The sequence below is a fragment of the Streptomyces sp. NPDC051963 genome, assembly GCF_044593495.1.
Classification (GTDB): domain Bacteria; phylum Actinomycetota; class Actinomycetes; order Streptomycetales; family Streptomycetaceae; genus Streptomyces.
Genome location: NZ_JBIUCC010000005.1, coordinates 54982 through 77695, shown reverse-complemented (window position 1 = coordinate 77695; position 22714 = coordinate 54982). Strand labels below are relative to the sequence as shown.

The following is a 22714-nucleotide window of genomic DNA, read 5'->3' as shown; positions in this document are numbered from 1 at the left end:
CCACGGCGACGTAAGGAGACTGACGACGTGGACCTGGCTCTGGCGCCGGAGACTTTGGCGCGATGGCAGTTCGGCATCACCACCGTCTACCACTTCCTGTTCGTCCCCCTGACGATCTCGCTGGCCGCCCTCACGGCCGGACTGCAGACCGCCTGGGTGCGCACGGAGAAGGAGAAGTACCTCAGGGCGACCAAGTTCTGGGGCAAGCTCTTTCTGATCAACATCGCGATGGGTGTGGTCACCGGCATCGTGCAGGAGTTCCAGTTCGGCATGAACTGGTCCGACTACTCGCGCTTCGTCGGCGACATCTTCGGCGCCCCGCTCGCCTTCGAGGCCCTGATCGCGTTCTTCTTCGAGTCGACCTTCATCGGCCTGTGGATCTTCGGCTGGGACAAGCTGCCCAAGAAGATCCACCTGGCATGTATGTGGATGGTCTCGATCGGCACGATCCTGTCGGCGTACTTCATCCTCGCGGCCAACTCCTGGATGCAGCACCCGGTCGGCTACAAGATCAACGAAGCGAAGGGGCGGGCCGAACTCACCGACTTCTGGCTGGTTCTCACCCAGAACACCGCGCTCGCCCAGGCTTTCCACACGCTGTCCGCCGCCTTCCTCACCGGCGGCGCCTTCATGGTCGGCATCTCCGCCTTCCATCTGCTCCGCAAGAAGCACATCCGTGAGATGAAGACCTCACTCCGGCTCGGCCTGGTCACCGTCGCCTTCGGCGGCCTGCTCACCGCCGTCAGCGGCGACACGCTCGGCAAGATCATGTATGAGCAGCAGCCGATGAAGATGGCCGCGGCCGAGGCGCTCTGGGACGGCGAGGCACCGGCGCCCTTCTCGGTCTTCGCCTACGGCGATGTGGAAAAGGGCCACAACAAGGTCGCCATAGAAATTCCGGGCCTGCTGTCCTTCCTGGCCAAGGATGACTTCACCTCGTACGTCCCCGGCATCAACGACGTCCAGAAGGCCGAGCAGGAGCGGTTCGGGCCCGGCGACTACCGGCCCAACATCCCGGTCGCCTACTGGGGTTTCCGCTGGATGATCGGGTTCGGCATGACCTCCTTCGCCATCGGCCTGGTCGGACTCTGGCTGACCCGCAAGAAGTTCCTGCTGCCGCAGCATCTGCGGGTCGGTGATGACGAGGTGCCGCATCTCGTCCTGTTCTGGAAGAAGCCGCTCGGTTCGAAGCTCACCCAGTGGTACTGGCGCATTGCCATCTGGACCCTGGCCTTCCCGCTGATCGCCAACTCCTGGGGCTGGATCTTCACCGAGATGGGCCGTCAGCCGTGGGTCGTCTACGGCGTCCTCCAGACCCGTGACGCGGTCTCCCCCGGTGTCTCCCAGGGCGAGATCCTCACCTCGATGATCGTCTTCACCACCCTGTACGCCATCCTCGCCGTCATCGAGGTCAAGCTGCTCGCGAAGTACGTCAAGGCCGGCCCGCCCGAGCTCACCGAGGCCGACCTGAATCCGCCCACGAAGATCGGCGGCGACTCCCGTGACGCCGACAAGCCGATGGCCTTCTCGTACTAGGCCGAGGGAGCTGCACAGTCATGGAACTTCACGATGTCTGGTTCGTCCTCATCGCCGTCCTGTGGACCGGCTACTTCTTCCTGGAGGGCTTCGACTTCGGGGTCGGCATCCTCACCAAGCTGCTCGCCCGGGACCGGGTCGAGAAGCGGGTGCTGATCAACACCATCGGCCCGGTCTGGGACGGCAACGAGGTGTGGCTGCTCACGGCGGGCGGCGCGACCTTCGCCGCCTTCCCCGAGTGGTACGCCACGCTCTTCTCCGGCTTCTATCTGCCCTTGCTGGTCATCCTGGTCTGCCTGATCGTGCGGGGCGTCGCCTTCGAGTACCGGGCGAAGCGGCCCGAGGAGAACTGGCAGCGCAACTGGGAGACCGCGATCTTCTGGACCTCGCTGATCCCGGCGTTCCTGTGGGGAGTGGCCTTCGGCAACATCGTGCGGGGCGTGAAGATCGACCAGGACTTCAACTACGCCGGCAACCTCTGGGACCTGCTCAACCCGTACGCGGTGCTCGGCGGTCTGGTGACACTGACGCTGTTCACCTTCCACGGCACGGTGTTCACGGCGCTCAAGACCGTCGGGGACATCCGGGTGCGGGCGCGGAAGCTGGCGCTTCAAGTCGGTCTCGTCACCGCGGTGTTGGCGTTGATCTTCCTGCTCTGGACGCAGGTCGACAGCGGTGACGGTCAGAGCCTGGTCGCCCTGGTCGTGGCGGTCGCCTCGCTGGTCGCGGCGCTGGCGGCGAATCAGGCGGGGCGCGAGGGCTGGTCGTTCGCCCTGTCCGGCATCACGATCGTGGCCGCGGTGGCGATGCTGTTCCTGTCGCTCTTCCCGGACGTCATGCCGTCCTCGCTCAATGAGGACTGGAGCCTCACGGTCACCAATGCCTCGTCGAGCCCGTACACGCTGAAGATCATGACCTGGTGTGCGGCGATCGCCACGCCGATCGTGCTGCTCTACCAGTCCTGGACCTACTGGGTGTTCCGCAAGCGGATCGGTACGCAGCACATCGCCGCCGACGCTGCCGCCGGAGCATCGCACTGAGTCCGCATTGGGGCATGTTTCACGTGAAACATGCCCCATGAGACCTCGTGAGAAGAGGGTGTGTTTCACGTGAAACCGATCGACCCGCGACTGCTCCGGTACGCCCGCGCCACCCGGCTCTTCCTGCTGGCCGTTGTGGGCCTGGGTGTTGTCGGAGCAGTGCTGGTCATCGCCCAGGCGATGCTGATCGCCGAGGTGGTGGTCGGTGCGTTCCAGCACGGGCTGTCGGTCGGTGAACTCGGCACTCCCCTGCTGCTGTTGGCTGCCGTTGCAGTCGGGCGTGCCACTGTCGCCTGGCTCACCGAACTCGCAGCCCACCGGGCCAGCGCCGCGGTGAAGTCGGAGCTGCGTGGACGGTTGCTGGAGCGGGCCGGGTCGCTGGGTCCGGGCTGGCTGAGCGATCAGCGGACCGGATCGCTGGTCGCCCTCGCCACACGTGGAGTCGATGCCCTCGACGACTACTTCTCGCGCTATCTGCCGCAGTTGGGGCTGGCGGTCGTCGTCCCGGTAGCCGTGCTGGCCCGGATCGTGACCGAGGACTGGGTCTCTGCCGTGATCATCGTCGGCACCCTGCCCCTCATCCCGATCTTCATGATGCTCATCGGATGGGCCACACAGTCCCGGATGGACCGCCAGTGGCGGCTGCTGTCCCGGCTGTCCGGGCACTTCCTGGATGTCGTCGCGGGGCTGCCCACCCTCAAGGTCTTCGGTCGGGCCAAGGCGCAGGCCGACTCGATCCGTCGCATCACCGACGAGTACCGACAGGCGACCATGCGCACCCTGCGGATCGCCTTCCTCTCCTCCTTCGCGCTGGAGTTGCTCGCCACGATCTCGGTGGCCCTGGTGGCGGTGACCATCGGTATGCGGCTCGTCCATGGCGAGATGGACCTCTACATCGGCCTGGTCATCCTTGTTCTCGCGCCCGAGGCGTATCTGCCGCTACGGCAGGTGGGGGCGCAGTACCACGCGGCGGCCGAGGGGCTCTCGGCCGCCGAGGAGATCTTTGCGGTGCTTCAGACGCCGGTGCCGGCATCGGGAACCGCTGCCGTGCCGACCGGGGCGCTTCGCTTCGAAGGCGTCACGGTCCGGTACCCCGGGCGGTCCGCGGACGCCGTGTCCGAGGTGTCGTTCGCCGTCGAGCCCGGGGAGACGGTCGCCCTCGTCGGGCCGAGCGGCGCGGGCAAGTCGACGCTGCTGCACACCCTGCTGGGGTTCGTACGGCCCGCCGAGGGGCGCGTGTCGCTCGGGGGAGTCGATCTCACCGAGGTCGACCTGGAGCAGTGGCGGTCGCGGATCGCCTGGGTGCCGCAGCGGCCTCATCTGTACGCCGGGACGATCGCGGAGAACGTACGTCTGGCGCGTCCCGACGCGGACGACACCGACGTACGGCAGGCGCTCCGGGACGCGGGGGCGCTGGAGTTCGTGGACGCACTGCCCCAGGGCGTCGGCAGCGTGCTCGGCGAGGACGGGGCCGGACTGTCCGCCGGACAGCGGCAGCGGCTCGCGCTCGCCCGGGCCTTCCTCGCGGACCGGCCCGTGCTGTTGCTCGACGAGCCGACGGCCGCGCTGGACGGGGAGACCGAGGGCGAGGTCGTGGAGGCTGTCCGACGACTGGCGGTGGGCCGGACGGTGCTGCTGGTCGTGCATCGGCCGGCGTTGCTGGGTGTCGCGGATCGGGTGGTGCGGCTGGAAGAGGCCGCAGCGGACGCGCCCGTGGAGGTCATGTCCAAGGGATCGGCGGCCGCCCGTATCGAGGAAGCGGAGGCGGACAACCCCGCAGCCGAGCCGCACACGGAGGTCTCGACGACCGCGGGCGGCTCGCTCTCCCGCATCCGCGCCATGGCCCGCGACCAACGTGGACGTCTCGCGCTTGCCCTCCTCCTGGGGAGTCTGGCCCTCGGGAGCGCCGTCGGGCTCATGGCGACGTCCGGGTGGCTCATCTCGAGGGCCTCGCAGCAGCCGCCGGTGCTCTATCTGATGGTGGCTGTCACGGCGACGCGGGCCTTCGGGATCGGGCGCGCCGTCTTCCGGTATGCCGAGCGGCTGGTGTCGCACGACGCCGTGCTGCGGATGCTGGCCGATACGCGGGTCGCCGTGTACCGGCGGCTGGAGCGGCTGGCGCCCGCCGGGCTGCGCCGGACCCGACGGGGCGACCTGCTGTCGCGGCTCGTCTCCGACGTGGACGCCCTCCAGGACTACTGGCTGCGCTGGCTGCTGCCCGCCGGTGCCGCCGTGGTCGTGTCCGCCGCCTCGGTCGGATTCACGGCCTGGCTGCTGCCCGAGGCCGGCGCCGTGCTCGCCGTGGGGCTGCTGGTGGCCGGTGCCGGTGTGCCGCTGCTCACCGGAGCCGTCGCCCGGCGCGCGGAGCGCAGGCTGGCCCCCGCGCGAGGAGTGCTGGCGACCCGCGTGGCCGATCTGCTCACCGGCACCGCCGAGTTGACCGTCGCCGGCGCGCTGCCCGCACGTACCGCCGAGGCCCGGCGGGCCGACGGCACACTCACCCGGATCGCCTCGCGTGCCGCGACCGCCACCGCGCTCGGCGACGGGCTCACCGCGCTCGTCTCCGGCCTGACCGTCGCCGCCACCGCCCTCACGGGCGCCCAGGCGGTCGCGGACGGCCGGCTCAGCGGCGTTGCGATGGCCGTCGTCGTCCTCACCCCGCTGGCCGCTTTCGAGGCCGTACTCGGCATGCCGCTCGCCGTGCAGTTCCGGCAGCGGGTGCGCAAGAGCGCGGAGCGCGTGTACGACGTGCTGGACGCGCCCGAGCCGGTACGGGAGCCGGAGCGGCCCCGGCAGGCTCCCGTGTCGCCGTTCCCGGTCGTTCTCAAGGGCCTGGCCGCCCGGTACGCGGGCCAGGAGCGGGACGCTCTCGCCGGCCTCGACCTGACGCTGGCGGAGGGCCGCCGGATCGCCGTGGTCGGCCCGTCCGGGTCCGGCAAGACGACGCTCGCACAGGTGCTGCTGCGCTTCCTGGACGCGGATGCGGGCTCGTACACGCTGGGCGGTGTGGATGCGGGCGCGCTGGACGGCGACGACGTACGGCGGTTCGTCGGGCTGTGTGCCCAGGACGCGCACCTCTTCGACAGCTCGGTGCGGGAGAACCTGCTGCTCGCGAGGAAGGACGCCGGCGAGGACGAGCTGCGCGACGCCCTGGGGCGCGCCCGGCTGCTGGACTGGGCCGAGAGCCTGCCCGACGGGCTCGACACCCTGGTCGGCGAGCACGGGGCGCGGCTGTCCGGCGGGCAACGCCAGCGGCTCGCGCTGGCCCGCGCGCTCCTCGCCGACTTCCCCGTCCTGGTGCTCGACGAGCCCGCCGAGCATCTCGACCTGCCGACGGCGGACGCGCTCACCACCGATCTGCTGGCCGCCACCGAGGGTCGTACGACGCTGCTCATCACCCACCGGTTGGCCGGTCTCGAGACGGTGGACGAGGTGATCGTGCTGGAGGAGGGGCGCGTGGCGCAGCGGGGCACCTACGCGGAGCTGGTCCTCGTGGACGGGCCGCTGCGGCGGATGGCGGAGCGGGAGGCGGAGTCGGAGGTGCTGGTCGGCGTGGGCTGAGCCGCACATGGATACAGCCCCGCCCGTGCTGCCGAACCGCGCGGGCTGCCGAACCGCACGGGACTTCGTCGGCCCCACTCGGCGGCATGCCGCTTCACCCGGCTTTCCGTAATAAATAGGGCAAATTACTCTCGGGGCATGCCCACCGCATCGATGCCCGGTCCCCTGCCGCCCCCGCAGGGGGAGTCCACGGAGCTGGCCGCGAGGGTGCCCCAGTTGCTGGAGGCCATGCGGTCCGTCGGCAGCGGGCTGGAGCTGCATCCCACGCTGGACCGGATCTGTGAGACCGCCGCCGCCCTGACGGACGCCCGGTACGCGGCCATCGGAGTCGTCGACGAGTACAGGCGCGGGCTCGCCGACTTCGTCCACCACGGGGTCGACGAAGGGACCGCCCGGCGGATCGGGCGACTGCCCGACGGGCACCAGGGGCTGCTGGGTGCCCTGATCCGCGACCCCGAACCCGTGCGGCTCCCGGATCTGACCGAGGACCCGCGATCGTGCGGATTTCCCGCGCACCATCCACCGATGCGCGGCTTCCTCGGCGTCCCGATCCGAGTCCAGGGGGAGATCTTCGGGAATCTGTATCTGACCGAGAAGCGCGGAGGCGGGCCGTTCAGCGACTACGACCTGGGCATGGTCCAGGTGCTCGCCACGGAGGCCGGTATCGCCATCGGCAAGGCCCGGCTGTACGAGGCTGCCCGGCAGCGGGAGCGCTGGATCGACGGTTCGGTGGCCGTCACCACGGCGCTGCTGTCCGGCGGCGCCGACGACGCCCTCCAGGTCGTCGCGGAACAGGCGCGCCGGCTGTCCGGATCGGCGGCCGCGATCGTGCTGCTGCCCGCAGACGAGGGCGGTCTGGAGATCGTCGCGGTGGCCTCGGACCGGCCGTCGAACGAGCTGGGGACGGTCGTACCGCCGGAGAGCGAGATCGTGGCCGAACTCCTCGCGGGACAGGCCGTGTTCGTCGACGACGCGTCCACCGACCCCCGCACGGCCACCTCACTCATCCATGGCTATGGCCCGGCCATGCTGCTGCCGCTCCAGAGCCACGGCCGCGTCCTGGGGTCCCTCGTCACGCCACGCGCGCGTGGGGAGCGGCCGTTCACCGAGACGGAGCGCACTCTCGCGGTCCAGTTCGCCTCGCAGGCCGCGCTCGCGCTGATGATGGCCGAGGCGCAGCGCGACCGGGAGCGGCTCGCGGTGTACGAGGACCGCGATCGGATCGCCCGCGATCTGCACGACCTCGTCATCCGGCGGCTGTTCGCCACCGGCACGATGCTGCACGGCGCACAGCGCCGGTCGCTCGTGCCCGAGGTGCATGAGGGCGTGGGCAAGGCGGTCGACGAACTCGACGTCACCATCCAGGAGATCCGTGCCGCGATCTTCGCCCTCCGGCAGAGTCCCACCGAGGCCCCGTCGGGCCTGCGCACGCGCGTGCTGCGGGAGATCAACATGGCGGCCGTACCGCTCGGCTTCAAGCCCTCGCACCGCTTCGTCGGGCCGGTCGACACCGTGGTCGGCGACCACACCGGCAAGAACCTCATCGCCGCCCTGCGGGAGACCCTCTCCAACGCCTTCCGGCACGCCGGAGCCACCCGCATCGATGTCGTCGTCGACGCGACCGTGACACTGCCGGACGGCTCACCGGGCGTGCGGCTCAGCGCCGCGGACGACGGCGTCGGCATCCCGGAGAACGGTCGGCGCAGCGGACTGAGGAACCTCAAGCGGCGCGCCGAATCCCTGGGCGGCGACAGCCGGCACGGGCCGGGCATCGGGGAGAACGGCGGCGGTACGACCGTGGTGTGGGAAGCGCCCCGCTGAGAGCCGGTGTGACCCGTCCGCAGCAACAAGTCCCCCATGCGTACGACTTGAACAGGACCGGAGCACCGGCACCGGGCCACGATCGCTGACATGCGCTCACCTCGCCGCCGTCCACTCCTGGTTCCGGTGCTGCTGTGCGCATTGGCCGTCCTCGTGGCCCGCCCCACCGAGGCCGCGGACAACGTCTCGGGCGACGGACCCGGCATCAGTGCCCAGGTGGCGCGGCTGTACCAGGACGCGGCGGTGGCGACGCGGCAGTACGAGGCGGGACGGCAGGAGGCCGAGGTGCAGCGGGCGAAGGCCGAGCGGCACGAGGCACTTCTCGACCACCGGCGGCGGGAGATCGCCGTGATGCACGAGGACCTGGGCCGTATCGCGCGCGCCCAGTACCGCAGCGGCGGCGGGATGCCGCTCACCGCGCAGCTGATCCTCGCGGACAGCCCGGAAGAACTGATGCGCACTCAGCATGTCTTCTCGCGAGCCGGTCTGGCCGTCGACAACGCCATCGACAAGAGCCGGCGGGCCGCGGCGCGGCTGGCCGCGGACGAGGCCAAGGCAGCGGCGGCCTGGCAGGCGCTGGAGCGGCGGAACGTCGAACTCGCCGCCCTGAAGAAGGACATCGAGCAGAAGCTGGAAGAGGCCCGGTGGCGGTTGCAGGGCCAGGCGGATGCGTCGGTCGCGGCGGGCAGCTGCGCCGGTGCCGTGCGTCTCGAGCAGCAGCAGAGCAATGCCGCGGGCGCGTGGGTCGTGCCGGTGGAGACGTACGAGCTGTCCGCGAGCTTCGGCAGTGGCGGCGAGCGATGGGCGAACGCGCACACCGGTCAGGACTTCGCGGTGCCGATCGGCACGCCGGTCCGGTCGGTCGGCACCGGACGCGTCGTCGAGGTGTCGTGCGGCGGTGCCTTCGGCATCCAGCTCGTGATCGAGCACCCCGGCGGCTACTACTCGCAGTACGGGCACCTCGCCTCCGTCGCCGTCGACCAGGGCGAGCGGGTGTCCCCAGGGCAGTGGATCGGCCAGTCCGGCAGCACCGGCAACTCCACCGGCCCCCATCTGCACTTCGAGGTGCGGGTCACACCGGAGCTGGGGTCGTCGGTGGATCCGGTGCCGTGGCTGGCGGAGCGTGGGGTCCAGCTGTGACCGGGTACGGGTGAGGGACCGGCTCCGGCCGTGAGCGGGCTCGGGTAAGAGGCGTGCTCCAGGACGGCGCCCGTTACACCCGCTCCGCCAGCATGCGCTCGATCACTATCGCCACCCCGTCCTCGTTGTTGGCGACCGTCCGCCCCGACGCGGCCGCGATCACATCCGGGTGTGCGTTGCCCATCGCGTACGACTGGCCGGCCCAGGTGAGCATCTCGACGTCGTTCGGCATGTCGCCGAAGGCGACCACTTCCTCGTGCGAGATACCGCGCTCGGCACAGCACAGGGCGAGCGTGCTGGCCTTGGAGACACCCGGGCCGCTGAGCTCCAGCAGGGCGCTGGGGCTGGACCGGGTGACATTGGCACGGTCGCCGACCGCGAGACGGGCGAGGGTGAGGAAGGCGTCGGGATCGATCTCGGGGTGGTACGCGAGGATCTTGAGGACCGGCTCGTCGGCACCGGGAGCGTCCGCTGCCAGCAGCCGCTCGGCCGGCGCGAGGTTGTCCGGGACCTCCATGTGCAGCTTCGGGTAGTCCGGCTCCTGGTGGAAGCCGTAGGTCTGCTCGACCGCGTACACCGTGCCGGGCGCCGCCTCACGCAGCAGTCGTACGGCGTCCAGCGCATTGCGCCGCGCCAGCTCCCGCACCTTCACGAAGCGGTGGGTGCCGGGGCCGCCGTGCAGGTCGACGACCGCGGCGCCGTTTCCGCAGATCGCCAGGCCGTGCCCGTGGACGTGGTCGCTGACGACGTCCATCCAGCGGGCCGGGCGGCCGGTGACGAAGAAGACCTCGATGCCCGCCTCCTCGGCGGCGGCCAGGGCGGCGACCGTACGCGAGGAGACCGACTTGTCGTCGCGCAGCAAGGTGCCGTCGAGGTCGGTCGCGATCAGTCGCGGCGGGACAGTGGGCGCCGGGGTCTCGGGCTGTCGAGTCGCTGAGGTCACCCGGCCATTCTCCCGCACATGCCCGCACGGTCGTGCGGGACTCCGCACATGTGAGTGGTGACGGCTCTCACCTGCAGTCTCTTCCTCATGGATCACGATCTTGCTGAGGCCAGTCCAGGTGCCGTCCCGCGAAGTCCACGAACGCGTCGAGCGATGCCGCCGGCGCCGAGCGTGATCCGTCCGCCCGGGATGTCGTAGAGGCGGCTCATCGGCAGATGAGCGGAAGCTCGCCGTGGCCCCCTGTCTCCGCCCGACCCGGGACAGTCCGTGGTCGCCATTCGAACCGGGCGATTCAGCGGCCCGAAAACGCCGATCGGGGCCGTATGCAGGGCCGGTGGCGTGAATGTTCGAGCGCTTCCGGCGCAAGTGGGATGCATGGCGTCTCCGACGCCGCACCATTTCACCCGTGCAAGATCCTTTTGATGCCGTGCTCGGCACGAGCCTTCCCGCACGGCGCCCGCTGCCGGACGCCCAGGACGCATCCTGCGGCGCCGACGCCCCTCGGTCGGATGCCGACGTGGCCGTCGTGGGCGCGTCAGGCGAGGCCGTCGACCTGGGCGAGGAGATCGGCGGCCGGGCGGTGGCGCAGGTGGGGCCGGAGGAGCTGTCGCATGGCACCCAGTCGACGGGCGGCCTGAGCGGAGTGGAGGGTGGGGAAGGCCTCCAGGAAGCCGTGCCAGTGCGTGAGGGCCTGGTCGAGATGACCGAGGCGCAGGAGCGATTCGGCCAGACGGGCCCGGGTGAGCGTGGCGGCTCGTCGTTCGGCCGGAGTGCGCAGCCTCAGTGAGGTGGTCAGGGCGGCGACGGTGCCACCCAGGTCGCCGAGCGTGGCCAGCATGTGCGCGCGCTGGAACAAGAGGGCCCCGGGTGGGTACGCGGTGAAGGGTCCCGGAGTGGTGCCGCCCCGGCTGTGGAGCCGTTCGGCCAGTGCGTACGCCCTCATTGCGGCGTGACGGTCGTGGTGGGCCTGCAGTACTGCCAGTTGGGCCCTGGCATAGGCATGGGTGACAGGCGTGGCATGCCGGGCGTGGTGGACGGCCTGCTCGGCGAGGTTGAGGACGGCCGGTGAGTGATTGCCCAGGTCGTGGGCATGGGTGGCCATGGTGCGCAACGCGATGGCGAGGACGGTGTGGTCGTCCGCCTCGGCGGCGAGGCGGACGGCGATCTGGTGGTAGTGCTGAGCAGCCGTCTGGTGGTCGCTGTCGGCGCAAGTGTTGCCGAGCAGCAGACTCAACTGCGCGGTCGCCGACAGGATGTCGCGTTGGACGCGGTCGGAACCGCCTGCCCGCAACAGGGGGGTGACGTCGTGTGCGAGGTAGGCGGCCAGCGCCGCGCGCACACGTTGACCGCCGTACTGGTCGGCCATGGCGGCGAAGACCGAAGCCATGGCGCGCATCTGGTCGGCTTCCGTCGGCTCTGGCCGCCGGCGGAGACGCGATGGGTGGGCCTGTAACAGAGGAGGGCGAGGAAGGGCCACCCCGTCGGGGGGCAGGGGCGCGGCCAGACTGATGGCGCCCGTCCCGAGCAGGATGCGTCGGTCCGGGTCGAGTTCGCTCCGGGTGAGCTGGATGAGTTTGTGCACCGGGTCGGCCTCCCAGGAAGGGTCCACGACAGTGGCGGGTGCACGGGTGAGCCCGGCCTCCTGTGCCGTGATGCGCTGGCCCAGCTGATCGGAGAGACATTCCAGAATCAGTGCGGCAACGACAGGCCGGGGCTGAGTGCCCTCCAGCCAGCGCCGCACCGTGGTGGGGTGACAGGACACGGGCAGGCCGCGCTCGTCCGCCAGCTTGCGCAGCGCACGCGCGAATCGGCTGGGGCCCCAGCCGACCGCTTCCAGCAGCAGCGCCAACCGCACGTTGGGCATGCGGGACATCCGATCCTCCTGCCGAGTGGCACCTGTGATTCCACAAGCACCCGAGAATCCGCTGTGTCCCGCACTCACCGCAGCGGCCAGTTGACGGCCCCGGTCGGCGGCGGTGCCAAACAGTGCATACCCACAAGACGCTGCACGAGAAGACAGGGAAGGGTGGCAGGAGGGCGAGATCCAGCCACGGGCACGGGGTTGCCACGACGCCGGAAGAACCCCCATCATCTGCTTGCCGGTTGCTTTGGAGACGATCCCGAAGCCACTTCACTTCGGCACAAGCCGATCGTGAAGAGACAGAATCAGCCGGACGCGATGCGCACATTTCCACCGCCCCGGCGCCGGCTGGACTCGGAAGTCGGACCGATGACGGCCGAAAGTCACTCCGGCCGACCACCGTCTTCCTTCACTTGTTCACAACATTGCACACAGTGAGTCATCACCACAGCCTTGTCCCCTGTACGGCACCGCTCCGAGGGTGCTGTCGTGGTATACGGAACCAGCATTGGGGACATGCCGGTCCGAGCTCTGTACGACGGGGCCGTCGCGTCTGCCGACTCCGGCCCTCCTTTCCACTATCTCCGTGTGGAGGGATCACGGTGACGATGTCTCCTCAGTGGCCCGACGACTCCGGCGCGGCCTCGACGCCCCAGACCGGTCCCGACCCCGCTGCAATGCCTCCGGCCGTTCCCGTGCCGACCGGAGTGACCGACCGCGATGCCCCGAACGGGCGGCCCCGGCCGCAGCCGCCCACCCGATCCGGCCACCATGGCCCTCATGCGCCGACCGCCCCGGAAGAGCCGGCGGCCACCACTGTGATGCTGGCCCTGAAGGTCTGGTGCAGCGGCATGACGGCGGAGGCCGAGACGGCGCCGGGGGCAGATGCGCCTCGGGGGAGGCGGCCGAGGGCTTGGACGGGTGCGCCGTGAGAGTGCTGGTGCTGGGCTCGCTGGGTGTGGAGCGGTCGGACGGAACGGTCGCCTATCTACGGGGCTTTCAGGCCACGCTCGTCACGGAGTTGCTCGCCGCGGACTCCGCGGTCGTCTCCACGGACCGGCTCGCGGACGCGCTGTACGGTGAGGACATCCCGCGCCAGCCGTTGAGGGCTGTGCATGCCCATGTATCACGCCTCCGCCGGGCGTTGCGGCAGTGGGAACCCGAAGGGCCCGGCGTGGAGCGCCTGCTGACCAGGGCCACGGGATACGCCCTCAAAGTCTCGTCCCTGGAGTCGGATGCCGGGCAGTTTCTGGCCGAGCTGACGCGTGCGCGGACCCTGGCAGGCACGGACGCCGACTCTGCTGTTGAGATCCTCGAACCCGCTCTGAGCCTGTGGCGGGGCCCGGTACTCGAGGGCACGTCGACGGGCCTGGGGGGCAGCCGCCTGGCCACCCGGCTGGAGGCGGCTCGACGTGAGGCGGCCGAGCGGTTGGCCTCGGCCCGCCTGGCCCTCGGGCAGTGCGCGCAGGCGGCCACGGAGCTGGAGGACCTGCTCCTGGAAAATCCCTACGACGAGTCCATAGCCCGCCTCCTGGCCACGGCACTGTCCCGGTCAGGCAGATCGCGTGAAGCCCAGCGGGTGGAGGAGCGCATCCACGGAGCGCTGAGTGATGATCTCGGTGGCGGCTCACGCACGATGCCGCGGCAACGCTCGTGGCGCGTTCCCGAACAGTCGGCGTCGCGGCCCGGCAACCGGGTGACCCGGTCCACGCAACCCGCCCGCCCCGGCAACCGTGGCCGACAGGATCTGTCCTCAAGCAGGCTGCTGGAGCTGCTGGTCGATCGTGAATCACCTGTGTGGCTCGGCAGTCCCGCGCCATCGCAGGTTCCCGGAGCGCCGGCTTCTGCCCGTCCCGGTCCGATCACTTCAGCAGGCGTCTACAACGTCGGAGGATTCCCGGTTGCCGTGGTCCGCGGTGCGAACGCTCATCGCCCCCCAAATGTTCACGGCGTCTTGCGGACGTTGGAGTATGCGCGAAGGGCCTGCCTGCCCGTGGCCCTGCTCGTCGGAGAACCCGGCCGCCGCCCTGACGTCGGTTCCGAGACCGCTCACCAGGTGACGCTGCTGCGGTCCCTCGTGCAACTGCGAGGTGCGGTTCCCCGGGTGCTGATCTCCTTCGACGACACGTTGGTGAAGGCCCCCGGCACAGCTGCACTGGGGGATGCGTGCATCCTCGTACCGCCGGACCTGCCGGCGGGAACCGGCGGGCACCCGACGGCCGAGATCAAGGTGAGGAGCCCGGCCGAAGCGGCGGCGAGCGCAAGGGACCTGCTCGACTACCTGACCCAGCACTGCGCTCCCGCCGTACCGCCGCATACCGCGATCGAACGCTTCACGAGCTACGGGGCGCCCCTCGACATGCCTGGCGTCGTCACCGGCATCGCCGACTCGGGAACCTGGCTCGAGCTCATGGCCGAAGTCGGTCCAAGTCTCCTCACGGGTCTGGCCCGTGTCGGGGGCAGGCGGGTCGGCGTCATCGCGAACAACCCTGCGGTGGGCGACGGCGCGCTCACTGCGCAGGCGGTGAGCAAGGGGACGCGGATGGTCGACCTCTGCGCGTTGTGGAACATCCCCTTGCTGGTTCTGGTCGACACCCCGCAGCTCCCCGGCACCGGATCCTTGCTGCAAGCGACGGGTTCGGAGCTGCTGCGCGCCTTCCTCGGCGCTCAGGTGCCGCGGATCACCGTGATCGTGGGCTGGGCGAAAGGCTGGTCCCGGATGGTCATGGGGGCGCGGGAGTCCGGTGCGGACGCCGTGTACGCGTGGCCGCGTGCCCAGACCGACCTCGCGGATGGGGCACTGGACGGCATCGTCGCTCCCCAGGCCACCCGAGCGGTGGTCAGTACGCTCCTCGGCACCTGCCGGTGCCGGAGCATGGGTGCCTGATCTTCACCGGGCCGAAGCCACTCGCGGGCCGAGCCGTACGGGAAGTGACACCGGTCCGCGCAGGGCCGAGGGCCGCCAGGGCACGTCTTCGGGACGGCAGCCCAGTTCCATGTGCGGATGGTGCTGGAGGAGTGCGGAGAGGACCACTTGCAGTTCGAGCCTGGCCAGGGGTGCGCCCAGGCAGTAGTGCGGGCCGTGCCCGAAGGCCAGATGGGGGTTGTCCCGGCGTGCGACGTCCAGGTGTTCGGGCTCGGGGAAGCGGTGGGGGTCGTGGTTGGCGGAGGCGACCCCGACGAAGACGAGATCGCCTCGGGGAATGGTCACGTCGGCGATGGTGATGTCCTCGGCCGCGTAGCGGATGAGCCCGAGCGTCACGGGACTCTCGAACCTCAGCAGTTCGTCGACCGCCGAAGGGACGAGCGCGGGCGAGTCGACGAGACGGGCCAGCTGCTCGGGGTGGCGCAGGAGCAGCAGCAGACCGGAGCCGATCATCTGGGTGGTGGTCTCGGCGCCCCCGGCGAACAACACCCCGGCCATCGAGGTCAGTTCGGTGTCGGTGAGCCGGTCCTCGTCGTCGTGGGCGGAGATCAGGGCACTGAGCAGCCCTTCGTCGGGCTTGCGCCGCTTCTCCTCGATCATGTGGGCGAGATACGTCCACACCGCGTCGCGAGCCTCTTCCACCCGGGCCGCCGCCTCCGGGTCCACCGGCAGTTCGGCCAGCGAGGAGACGAAGGGGCGCAGGTGCATGGCGTCCTGTTCGCTCAGTCCCAGGAGTCGGCAGATCACCATGGTCGGCAGCGGTTCCGCCAGGACGGGCACCAGGTCGGTCGTCTCGTCCGGCGGAAGCGGGGCCAGCAGCTTGCGGACCGTCTCCTCGATGTAGGGGGTGAGGGCGGCCACCCGGCGGGGGGTGAACTCCCTGGCCACCATCCGACGCAGCCGCGTGTGCTCCGGCGGGTCCATGATGACCATGGTCTCGGGCAGGCAGTCGGTGAACCGGAACTTGAACTGGGCCAGACGGCACCGTAGTTCGGGACCGGCGTGGCGGTCGTCCACACTCAGCCGTGGGTCTCCGGCGAGGCGCTGGGCGTCCTCGTGGCGCGTGATCAGCCAGCCCTCACCCGCGAAGGCCGTCTGGATCCGGAGCACGCGGCCGGCCTCCCGCAGCCTTCCGAAGTACGGATACGGGTCGAGGTACTGGTTCAGGGTCCTGGCCTTCGACGGCTTGTCCGGCACCGCTCCTCCAGCATGCAGACGGATACCGGGGTCCGCCCCGGCCGCGGACAGCCAGCTTGCGCGGCCGGGGTGACGGCCCGGTGACAGCCGGCATATGCCTCGTCCGGCGGCGGGGATCGCTGTCACCGGCCTGTCACAGGGCGTCCTTAGCGTGGCGAAGCCCGAACGTCACAAGGAGGCCCGTGTGAATCCCGAGCCGCAAGTCCCCGAACCCATCGCCGTCATCGGGATGTCCTGCCGAACGGCCGGGGCCGATGACGCGGAGGCTCTGTGGCAGTTGCTGCGCGGCGAGCGGCGGCTCATCGGCCCGGTGCCGGAGCAGCGGGTGCCGGCCGTCGACGCGGGGCCCGTTGAGGCTCAGCCCCTGCAGGCGGCACTCCTTGATGACGCCACCGGCTTCGACGCGGCCTTCTTCGGCATCTCGCGGCGTATGGCTGCGTGGATGGACCCGCATCAGCGCATGCTCCTGGAGCTGACCTGGCACGCCTTGGAGAACGCGGCCATCGCACCGGAACGGCTGCGCGGCTCGCCCGTGGCGGTGTTCGCCGCGGCCCCCATGGCCGACTACCGGGAGCGCATGATCCAGGCGGACGTCGTGGACAGCGCCGCGTTCCCGGGCACACTGATCACGTTCACGGCCAACCAGATCTCCTACCAGTTCGACTGGACCGGCCCGAGCTACGCCATCGACTCCGCCTGTTCTTCCGGCCTCTCGGTGCTGGCTCCGGCCGTGCAGGGGCTGCGCGGCGGGGAGTTCTCCCTGGCCGCCGTGATGGCCGCCAACATCACCTGCAACGGCTTCTACACCAGCAGTGCCTACCAGGCGGGCGCGCTCTCCCCGACCGGAGAATCCGTCCCCTTCAGCACGCGACGTGACGGATACAACCGGGGCGAGGGCGGCGCCTGCCTCCTTCTCAAGCGGCTGGCCGACGCAGAGCGGGACGGCGACCCGGTGCACGCGGTGATCCGCGGTATCGGCGTCGCACACAACGGCAGGGCCGGCGGGCTGACCGGAAGCGACGCCCCGGCCCAGACCCAGCTGTTCCTGCGGACGGCCCGCACCGCCGGAATTCCGCTCTCCTCCGTCGGCTACATCGAGGCCCACGGAACCGGCACGGGAGGCGATCTCGCCGAGGCGACGGCCGTGACCGACGCCCTTCGCACGACGCTCGCGACGCCCCGCACCCAAGCGGCCGGGCCCGACGGGAAGATGTGGATCGGCTCGATCAAGTCGAACATCGGGCACCTGGAGGCCGCCGCGGGGCTGCTCGGCGTCGTCAAGGCCGTGCTCATCCTGCGGCACGGGCTCATCCCGCCGATCGCGGGTCTGAACCGGCCCGACCCCGACCTGCCGTTCGGCGACATGCCGGTCGCGCTCGCCGACCACCCGGTCACCTGGCCCCGCGGTGCGGCGGTACGCCGTATCGGGGTCAACTCCTTCGGTGTGGGCGGTGCGCTGGCGCACGCCGTCATCGAGGACGCACCCGAGGTCACGCCCGGTACAACGGCGGCAACATGTTCCGCTCCGATGGCCGTCCCCCTGTCCGCCATGAACCGAGCCGGCCTGTCCGCCCTGGCCACCCGCCTGCTACGGACGCTGGGCGGGCCGCAGCCGCCTGACCTGAACTCCCTCGCGTGGACGGCCCAGACCGGCCGGGCGACGCTACGGGAACGACGGGTTCTCGTGGCCGCCGACCTGGCCGAGCTGACCGGGGCCCTCGCGGCGGTGGCGGCGGAGCAGACGCACGAGCACGTGGTGGACGCGGACCACAAGGGCGCGCTCGGACCTCTGCCCGCGGACATGGCCCACACCGCCGGCGACTGGCTCGACGGACTGTCCGTCGACTGGGCCAAGCACTGGCCCGACCCGCAGCCGAGCTGCCCCGACCTGCCCGGCTACCCGTTCCAGCGCCGCGCGCACTGGTTCGACGCCAACGGCCCGGCACCCCGCACCCCGACCACCGCACCGCACGCCGTCACCCACTGATCACCACGACAGGAGAACTGCCATGTCCCAGCCCACCTCCCAGCCCGTGACCGCCGACGAAGTCCGCGAAGTGCTGCGCACGCATCTGGCGGAAGTCCTGTACTGCGAGCCCGAGGAGATCGGTGACGACACCGCTTTCCAGGACCTGGGCCTGGACTCCGTACTCGGGGCCGAGGTCACCGCGGTCATCAACTCCCGCTACGGCCTTGAGGAGAAGGTCGAGGCGCTCTACCAGAACCCCACCCTGGCCGAACTCGCCGAACACGTGGCGACCCGCGCCGACCTGCCGCAAGAGGCACGCTGACCCGGTCGCCGCGGCACTCGGGAGGAGGGATCCATGACGCGCGACAAGATCTGGGAAGTACTGTGCCGACATGTCCTGGACGTACTGACCGACCTCCAGGACGACGAGATCCACCCCGGGCAGAACCTGCGGGACCTGGGAGCCAACTCCCTCGACCGCATGGACATCCTGGTCGGTGCCGTGGACGAACTGCACCTGAAAGTGCCCACTGCCGCTCTCGCCGCCACGCCCACGCTCGGCGAGCTCGCCGATCGGCTCCACGCACACTGCGAGCAGCCGTGAAGCCCTCTCAAGCGGTACAGCAGCGGCGGGGCACCGACATCGTGGTCACCTCCGCCGGGGTGCTGCACCCCGCCGCCACCACCGTCGCCGAACTGGACCGCGTGCTGCGCCGTGGAGAGCCCGCGCTGCGTGCCACTTCCGTACCCGGCTCCGGTGGGGAACTTGCGATCCCGGCCGCCCACCTGGACGCCTTCGACCTGCGGTCCTGGGCCCAGGACCACTGCGACGACCTGCCGAGCCGCAGGAGACTGCGCCGCGTCGCCTCACGGGCCACCCTCCCCGTGCAGACGGCCTGCTGTGTCGCCCTGTCGGCATGTACCGCCGCCCGGCTGACCAGCGCCGAAGCCCGTGACACGAGCGTGGTGATCGCGGGCAACAACCTGGCGCTGACCCACCAGTCCCGCACCGCCACCGCCTACGCCGCCGACCCGTCCGTGATCCGCGCCGGGCATCTGCTCGACTGTTTCGACACCGACGCGCTCGGTGCCGTAGGAGAAGTGACCGGATGCGGCGGGGAGGGATGGCCGATCGGCGGATCGTCGGCCGCCGGCGCTCTCGCACTGATCCATGCCACCCGCATGGTGGCCACCGGGCAGTCACCCCGCTGTCTGGTCGTCGCACCCGTCAACGACCTCTCCCCGGTCGAGATCAGCGCCTTCGCGAAGGCCGGGGCCATGGCCCGCATCGCCGCCGACGGGGATGCCACCGCGGCCTGCCGCCCTTTCGACGAGAGCCACGACGGCTTCGCCGCGGCACACATCGCGGCGGCCGTGCTCATCGAGCCCGCGTCCCAGGCGTATCGGCGAGGCATCAGGCCGCTGGGCCGGATTCTCGGCTCCGGCACGGGCACGGACGGCCGACGGGGCACCCAGCCCGACACCGACGGCCAGATCCGGGCGATGCGTACGGCGTTGTCCGACGCCGGTCTCGCCCCGTCGGACATCGACTACGTCAACGCCCACGGCACCGGATCGGCCATCGGCGACGACAGCGAGGCCGCGGCCCTCAGCGCGGTGTTCGGCGCCGGTGAAGGCGCAGTCACCGAAGCGACAGCCGCCGAACGAGCAGTCACCGAAGCGACAGCACCTGAAGAAGCGGCCGTCGAAGGACCCTGGATCAACTCCACCAAGGCCCTTCTCGGCCACGGGCTGGGAGCCGCAGGGCTCGTCGAGGCCGTCGCGACCCTGCTCCAACTCACCGGCGGCTACTGCCATGCCAATCCCCGGCTGGCCAAACCGGTGCGGGCGGACCTGAGGTTCGTCACCGACACGATCACGGGTGTGCCGCTGCCTGCCGGGTTGAGCAACAGCTTCGCCTTCAGCGGGATCAACGCATGCCTCGTCCTGGGGCGAACGACGGAGGAGGACAGCCCATGAAGCCGGTCGGCATCGAGGACATCAGCGCCTACCTCGGACTGGCCTGCGTCGAAGTCGACGACCTGTTCCGGGCGCGGGGCATGGACACCTCCCGCATGGCGAACCTGATGATGCGGCGCAAGACGGTCGCGCTGCCCTGCGAGGACGTCATCAGCTACGCGGTCAACGCCGCCCGCCCCCTCCTGGATCGTCTCGGCGAACGCGAATTGGCGACCATCGAACTGCTGGTGGTGGGCACGGAGTCGGGGATCGATCTGTCCAAGGCGACCGCGACCTGGGTCCATGAACTCCTGGGACTGCCCCGCACCTGCCGCCTGTTCGAGGTCAAGCAAGCCTGTTACGCGGGCGTGGCAGCACTCCAGCTCGCCGCGGCACAGATCGCGACCGCATCCCGCGAGGACGCCCGCGCCCTGGTGATCGGCTGTGACGTGCCGCGTCTGATTCGCGGCAGCACCGCGGAGCCCAGCCAGGGAGCGGGCGCGGTCGCCGTCCTCGTCGCACCCGAACCCACGCTGGCGACAGCGGAGTTGGGTGCTGCCGGATACAGCAGTTTCGACGTGACCGACGTGCGCCGCCCCACTCCGTCGGATCACATCTGGGACCCCGACCTGTCCCTCATGTCGTACGTCGAGTGCCTCAGGACCGCCTACGGCGACTACGTGCGGCGGCGCCCGGACACCGATTTCTTCGGCTCCTTCGACCACCTCGTCTTCCACACCCCCTTCCCCGGAGCGGTCCGCGGGGCACACCGATCCCTGCTGCGCAGCCTGGGGCGCATCCCTCCGCAGCGGATCGCCGAGGACTTCGACCGCCGTCTCCAGGACTCCATCCGCTACCCCGCGCAGGTCGGCAACATCTACGCCGGAACCACCCTCCTCGCCCTGCTCAGCCTCCTCGACCACGCCAAGACCGACCCCGGGGCTGCGGCCATCCGGCGGGTCGGGATCTTCTCCTACGGGTCCGGGTGCTCATCGGAGTTCTGCAGCTACCTGCTCAACCCCACCACGCGGACCGGCACCTCGGGCGTGGCGGACGCGCTCGCCGCCCGCACACGCCTGGACGTCGCCGCCTACGACGAGATCGCCGACGCGTGCGACCCGTTGTGCGCCGGTGTGGCGGACTACGAGGGCGATCTGTCCTTCGCGCAGAAGGTGGCGCCGGCCCTGAGCCCGGGCCACCCCTTGACGATGCTGGAGCGCGTCGACGGCCACGAGCGCCACTACGTCCAGCTCCCCGGAGGGCAGTCATGACCGCCGTCGCCGTGACCCACCGGCCCGGACAACTGCGGGCCACGCTCACCGGTCCCGTACTCGGCGAGGACGTGGTCATCGCCCTGACCGCGGCACTGGAACGGGCCGAACGCACTCCCCGGGTGCGCGCCTTCGTGATCGCCTCCGACGGTCCGGCGTTCTGCACCGGGATGCCCCTGAGCGGTGACCGGCCCACGAGCGACATCATGGGCGGCCTCGCGCTGGCACAAGACCTCCTGACGGGTCTGGCCCGGAGCCCCCTGGCCACTGTGGCCCTCGTCAACGGGCAGGTCACCGGCGGCGGCGTCGCCGTTGTCGCCGCGTGCGACCAGGTCGTCGCCGGTCCCGAGGCCACGTTCAGAATCACCGAGTTGCTGGTGGGGCTGCTGCCGGCCGTCCTGCTCCCGGTCGTCGCCCGCCGCACCGGTCACCACCGCGCCTTCTCGCTGGCTCTGACCGCACACCAGCTGGACGCCGCCGCCGCGGTCGGCGCCGGCCTCGCCGACCGCGCGGCCCCGGACCCGGAAGCCGAGCTGGTACGGATCATGCGCGAGCTGGGACGCACCACCCCGGCGGCCGTCGCGGCCCTCAAGCGGTACCGCAACACCCTCCAACCCGAGACCGGCAGCCTGGAGAAGGTGGCAGAAGCCATGCGGGAGCGCCTCGAGGACCCGGCCAGCCGCGCCCGGATGTCCCTGCTCGCAGAACAGGGGCTCCTGCCATGACCGCCCCGGTGCAGATTCATCTGGAAGCGCCCCTGGCCCATGTGACCTTGACGGACGCCGCCCACGGCAACCGCATCACACCCGCCGCGCGTACCGCCCTGCCCGCCGCTCTGGGGGAGGCGGCGGCGGATCCCGGCACACGCGTGATCGTTCTGAGCGGGCTGTCCGACGTCTTCTGCTCCGGCGGTACCCGCGAGGACCTGACCGCCGAGGGTGAGGCCCGCACACCGGCCGGCTGGGACTTCGTACGGGCCGCCGCCGACTGTCCGCTGCCCGTCGTCGCCGCGGCACAGGGCCATGCGATCGGCGGCGGACTACTCCTGGCGCTCTACGCGGACGCGGTGGTTCTGAGTGATCACTCCAGCTACTCCGCCAACTTCGTCACCTACGGCTTCACACCCTGCCTGGGCTCCACCCACCTGCTCCCCGCGACCCTCGGACAGGCGCTGGGCACCGAGATGCTCTACACCGGCCGCCCCTATCGCGGCCGTGAACTCGCCGCCCGCGGTGCCGCGGTGAACATCGTCGCGCACGACAAGGTCCCCTCCCGTGCCTACGCCCTCGCCCGACGGATCGCCCAGGCCCCCCGTACGACGCTCCGGCTGCTCAAGCAGGAACTCGCCGCACCCGCGAGGGACCAGGCGCTGGCGGCCCTGGAACGAGAACTCGCCCACCACATGGCCACCTTGAGTGCCCCTGAGGCCCGGCGCCGTATCGGCACGCTCTACCCCAGCACGTGACCAGTCCACTCCACCCTCCGCAGCC

General features: G+C 70.6%; 16 protein-coding genes. 13 read left to right on the top strand and 3 right to left on the bottom strand.

Annotated features, from left to right (window positions below; genetic code table 11):
- The first annotated feature begins 27 nt into the window (after window positions 1-27).
- The 5 genes from ACIHFB_RS21075 to ACIHFB_RS21055 all read left to right on the top strand — a co-directional run bounded on the left by ACIHFB_RS21075 (window position 28) and on the right by ACIHFB_RS21055 (window position 9098).
- Window positions 28-1536, top strand: a complete 1509-nt coding sequence (locus ACIHFB_RS21075) for a cytochrome ubiquinol oxidase subunit I (RefSeq protein ID WP_400127593.1) — start codon at window positions 28-30, stop codon at window positions 1534-1536.
- A 20-nt stretch (window positions 1537-1556) separates the two neighbouring features.
- The gene (gene cydB / locus ACIHFB_RS21070; RefSeq protein ID WP_365271559.1) at window positions 1557-2576 is read left to right on the top strand and encodes a cytochrome d ubiquinol oxidase subunit II; all 1020 of its coding nucleotides are present in this window, start codon (window positions 1557-1559) and stop codon (window positions 2574-2576) included.
- Between the two features lie 69 nt (window positions 2577-2645).
- Window positions 2646-6137 carry a thiol reductant ABC exporter subunit CydD gene (cydD, locus tag ACIHFB_RS21065; RefSeq protein WP_400127592.1) on the top strand — a complete coding sequence of 1164 codons (3492 nt, stop codon included), beginning with the start codon at window positions 2646-2648 and terminating at the stop codon, window positions 6135-6137.
- A 138-nt stretch (window positions 6138-6275) separates the two neighbouring features.
- The gene (locus tag ACIHFB_RS21060; protein WP_400127591.1) at window positions 6276-7958 is read left to right on the top strand and encodes a GAF domain-containing protein; all 1683 of its coding nucleotides are present in this window, start codon (window positions 6276-6278) and stop codon (window positions 7956-7958) included.
- A gap of 90 nt (window positions 7959-8048) precedes the next feature.
- Window positions 8049-9098, top strand: coding sequence for a M23 family metallopeptidase (locus tag ACIHFB_RS21055; RefSeq protein ID WP_400127590.1), 1050 nt, complete (start codon window positions 8049-8051; stop codon window positions 9096-9098).
- 73 nt (window positions 9099-9171) lie between these two features.
- Here ACIHFB_RS21055 and ACIHFB_RS21050 read toward each other — a convergent pair whose 3' ends face one another.
- Window positions 9172-10041 (bottom strand): HAD-IIB family hydrolase, encoded by an 870-nt coding sequence (locus ACIHFB_RS21050; protein WP_365271546.1) that lies wholly within the window; start codon window positions 10039-10041, stop codon window positions 9172-9174.
- 535 nt (window positions 10042-10576) lie between these two features.
- Window positions 10577-11914: a hypothetical protein gene (locus ACIHFB_RS21045; protein ID WP_400127589.1), complete on the bottom strand. Its 1338-nt coding sequence runs from the start codon at window positions 11912-11914 to the stop codon at window positions 10577-10579.
- A 916-nt stretch (window positions 11915-12830) separates the two neighbouring features.
- Here ACIHFB_RS21045 and ACIHFB_RS21040 point away from each other — a divergent pair.
- Window positions 12831-14789, top strand: a complete 1959-nt coding sequence (locus ACIHFB_RS21040; protein WP_400127588.1) for a carboxyl transferase domain-containing protein — start codon at window positions 12831-12833, stop codon at window positions 14787-14789.
- A 3-nt stretch (window positions 14790-14792) separates the two neighbouring features.
- Here ACIHFB_RS21040 and ACIHFB_RS21035 read toward each other — a convergent pair whose 3' ends face one another.
- Window positions 14793-16025 (bottom strand): cytochrome P450, encoded by a 1233-nt coding sequence (locus tag ACIHFB_RS21035; protein WP_400127587.1) that lies wholly within the window; start codon window positions 16023-16025, stop codon window positions 14793-14795.
- Between the two features lie 184 nt (window positions 16026-16209).
- Here ACIHFB_RS21035 and ACIHFB_RS21030 point away from each other — a divergent pair, with 184 nt between their 5' ends.
- The 7 genes from ACIHFB_RS21030 to ACIHFB_RS21000 are packed head-to-tail and all read left to right on the top strand — an operon-like array spanning window position 16210 to window position 22689.
- On the top strand, window positions 16210-18012 hold the full coding sequence (locus tag ACIHFB_RS21030) for a beta-ketoacyl synthase N-terminal-like domain-containing protein (protein WP_400127586.1): 1803 nt from the start codon (window positions 16210-16212) through the stop codon (window positions 18010-18012).
- 22 nt (window positions 18013-18034) lie between these two features.
- Entirely contained in the window at window positions 18035-18316 is a 282-nt protein-coding gene (locus ACIHFB_RS21025) for an acyl carrier protein (RefSeq protein ID WP_365271532.1), read from the top strand.
- A 33-nt stretch (window positions 18317-18349) separates the two neighbouring features.
- The gene (locus ACIHFB_RS21020; protein WP_400127585.1) at window positions 18350-18598 is read left to right on the top strand and encodes a phosphopantetheine-binding protein; all 249 of its coding nucleotides are present in this window, start codon (window positions 18350-18352) and stop codon (window positions 18596-18598) included.
- Complete coding sequence (locus ACIHFB_RS21015) at window positions 18595-19974, top strand: beta-ketoacyl synthase N-terminal-like domain-containing protein (protein WP_400127584.1); 1380 nt, start codon at window positions 18595-18597, stop codon at window positions 19972-19974. Before ACIHFB_RS21020 ends, ACIHFB_RS21015 begins: the two co-directional genes overlap by 4 nt.
- Window positions 19971-21224, top strand: a complete 1254-nt coding sequence (locus tag ACIHFB_RS21010) for a hydroxymethylglutaryl-CoA synthase (RefSeq protein WP_365271524.1) — start codon at window positions 19971-19973, stop codon at window positions 21222-21224. Before ACIHFB_RS21015 ends, ACIHFB_RS21010 begins: the two co-directional genes overlap by 4 nt.
- Window positions 21221-21949: an enoyl-CoA hydratase-related protein gene (locus ACIHFB_RS21005; protein ID WP_365271521.1), complete on the top strand. Its 729-nt coding sequence runs from the start codon at window positions 21221-21223 to the stop codon at window positions 21947-21949. Before ACIHFB_RS21010 ends, ACIHFB_RS21005 begins: the two co-directional genes overlap by 4 nt.
- On the top strand, window positions 21946-22689 hold the full coding sequence (locus ACIHFB_RS21000) for a polyketide synthase (RefSeq protein WP_365271518.1): 744 nt from the start codon (window positions 21946-21948) through the stop codon (window positions 22687-22689). Before ACIHFB_RS21005 ends, ACIHFB_RS21000 begins: the two co-directional genes overlap by 4 nt.
- Window positions 22690-22714 lie beyond the last annotated feature (25 nt).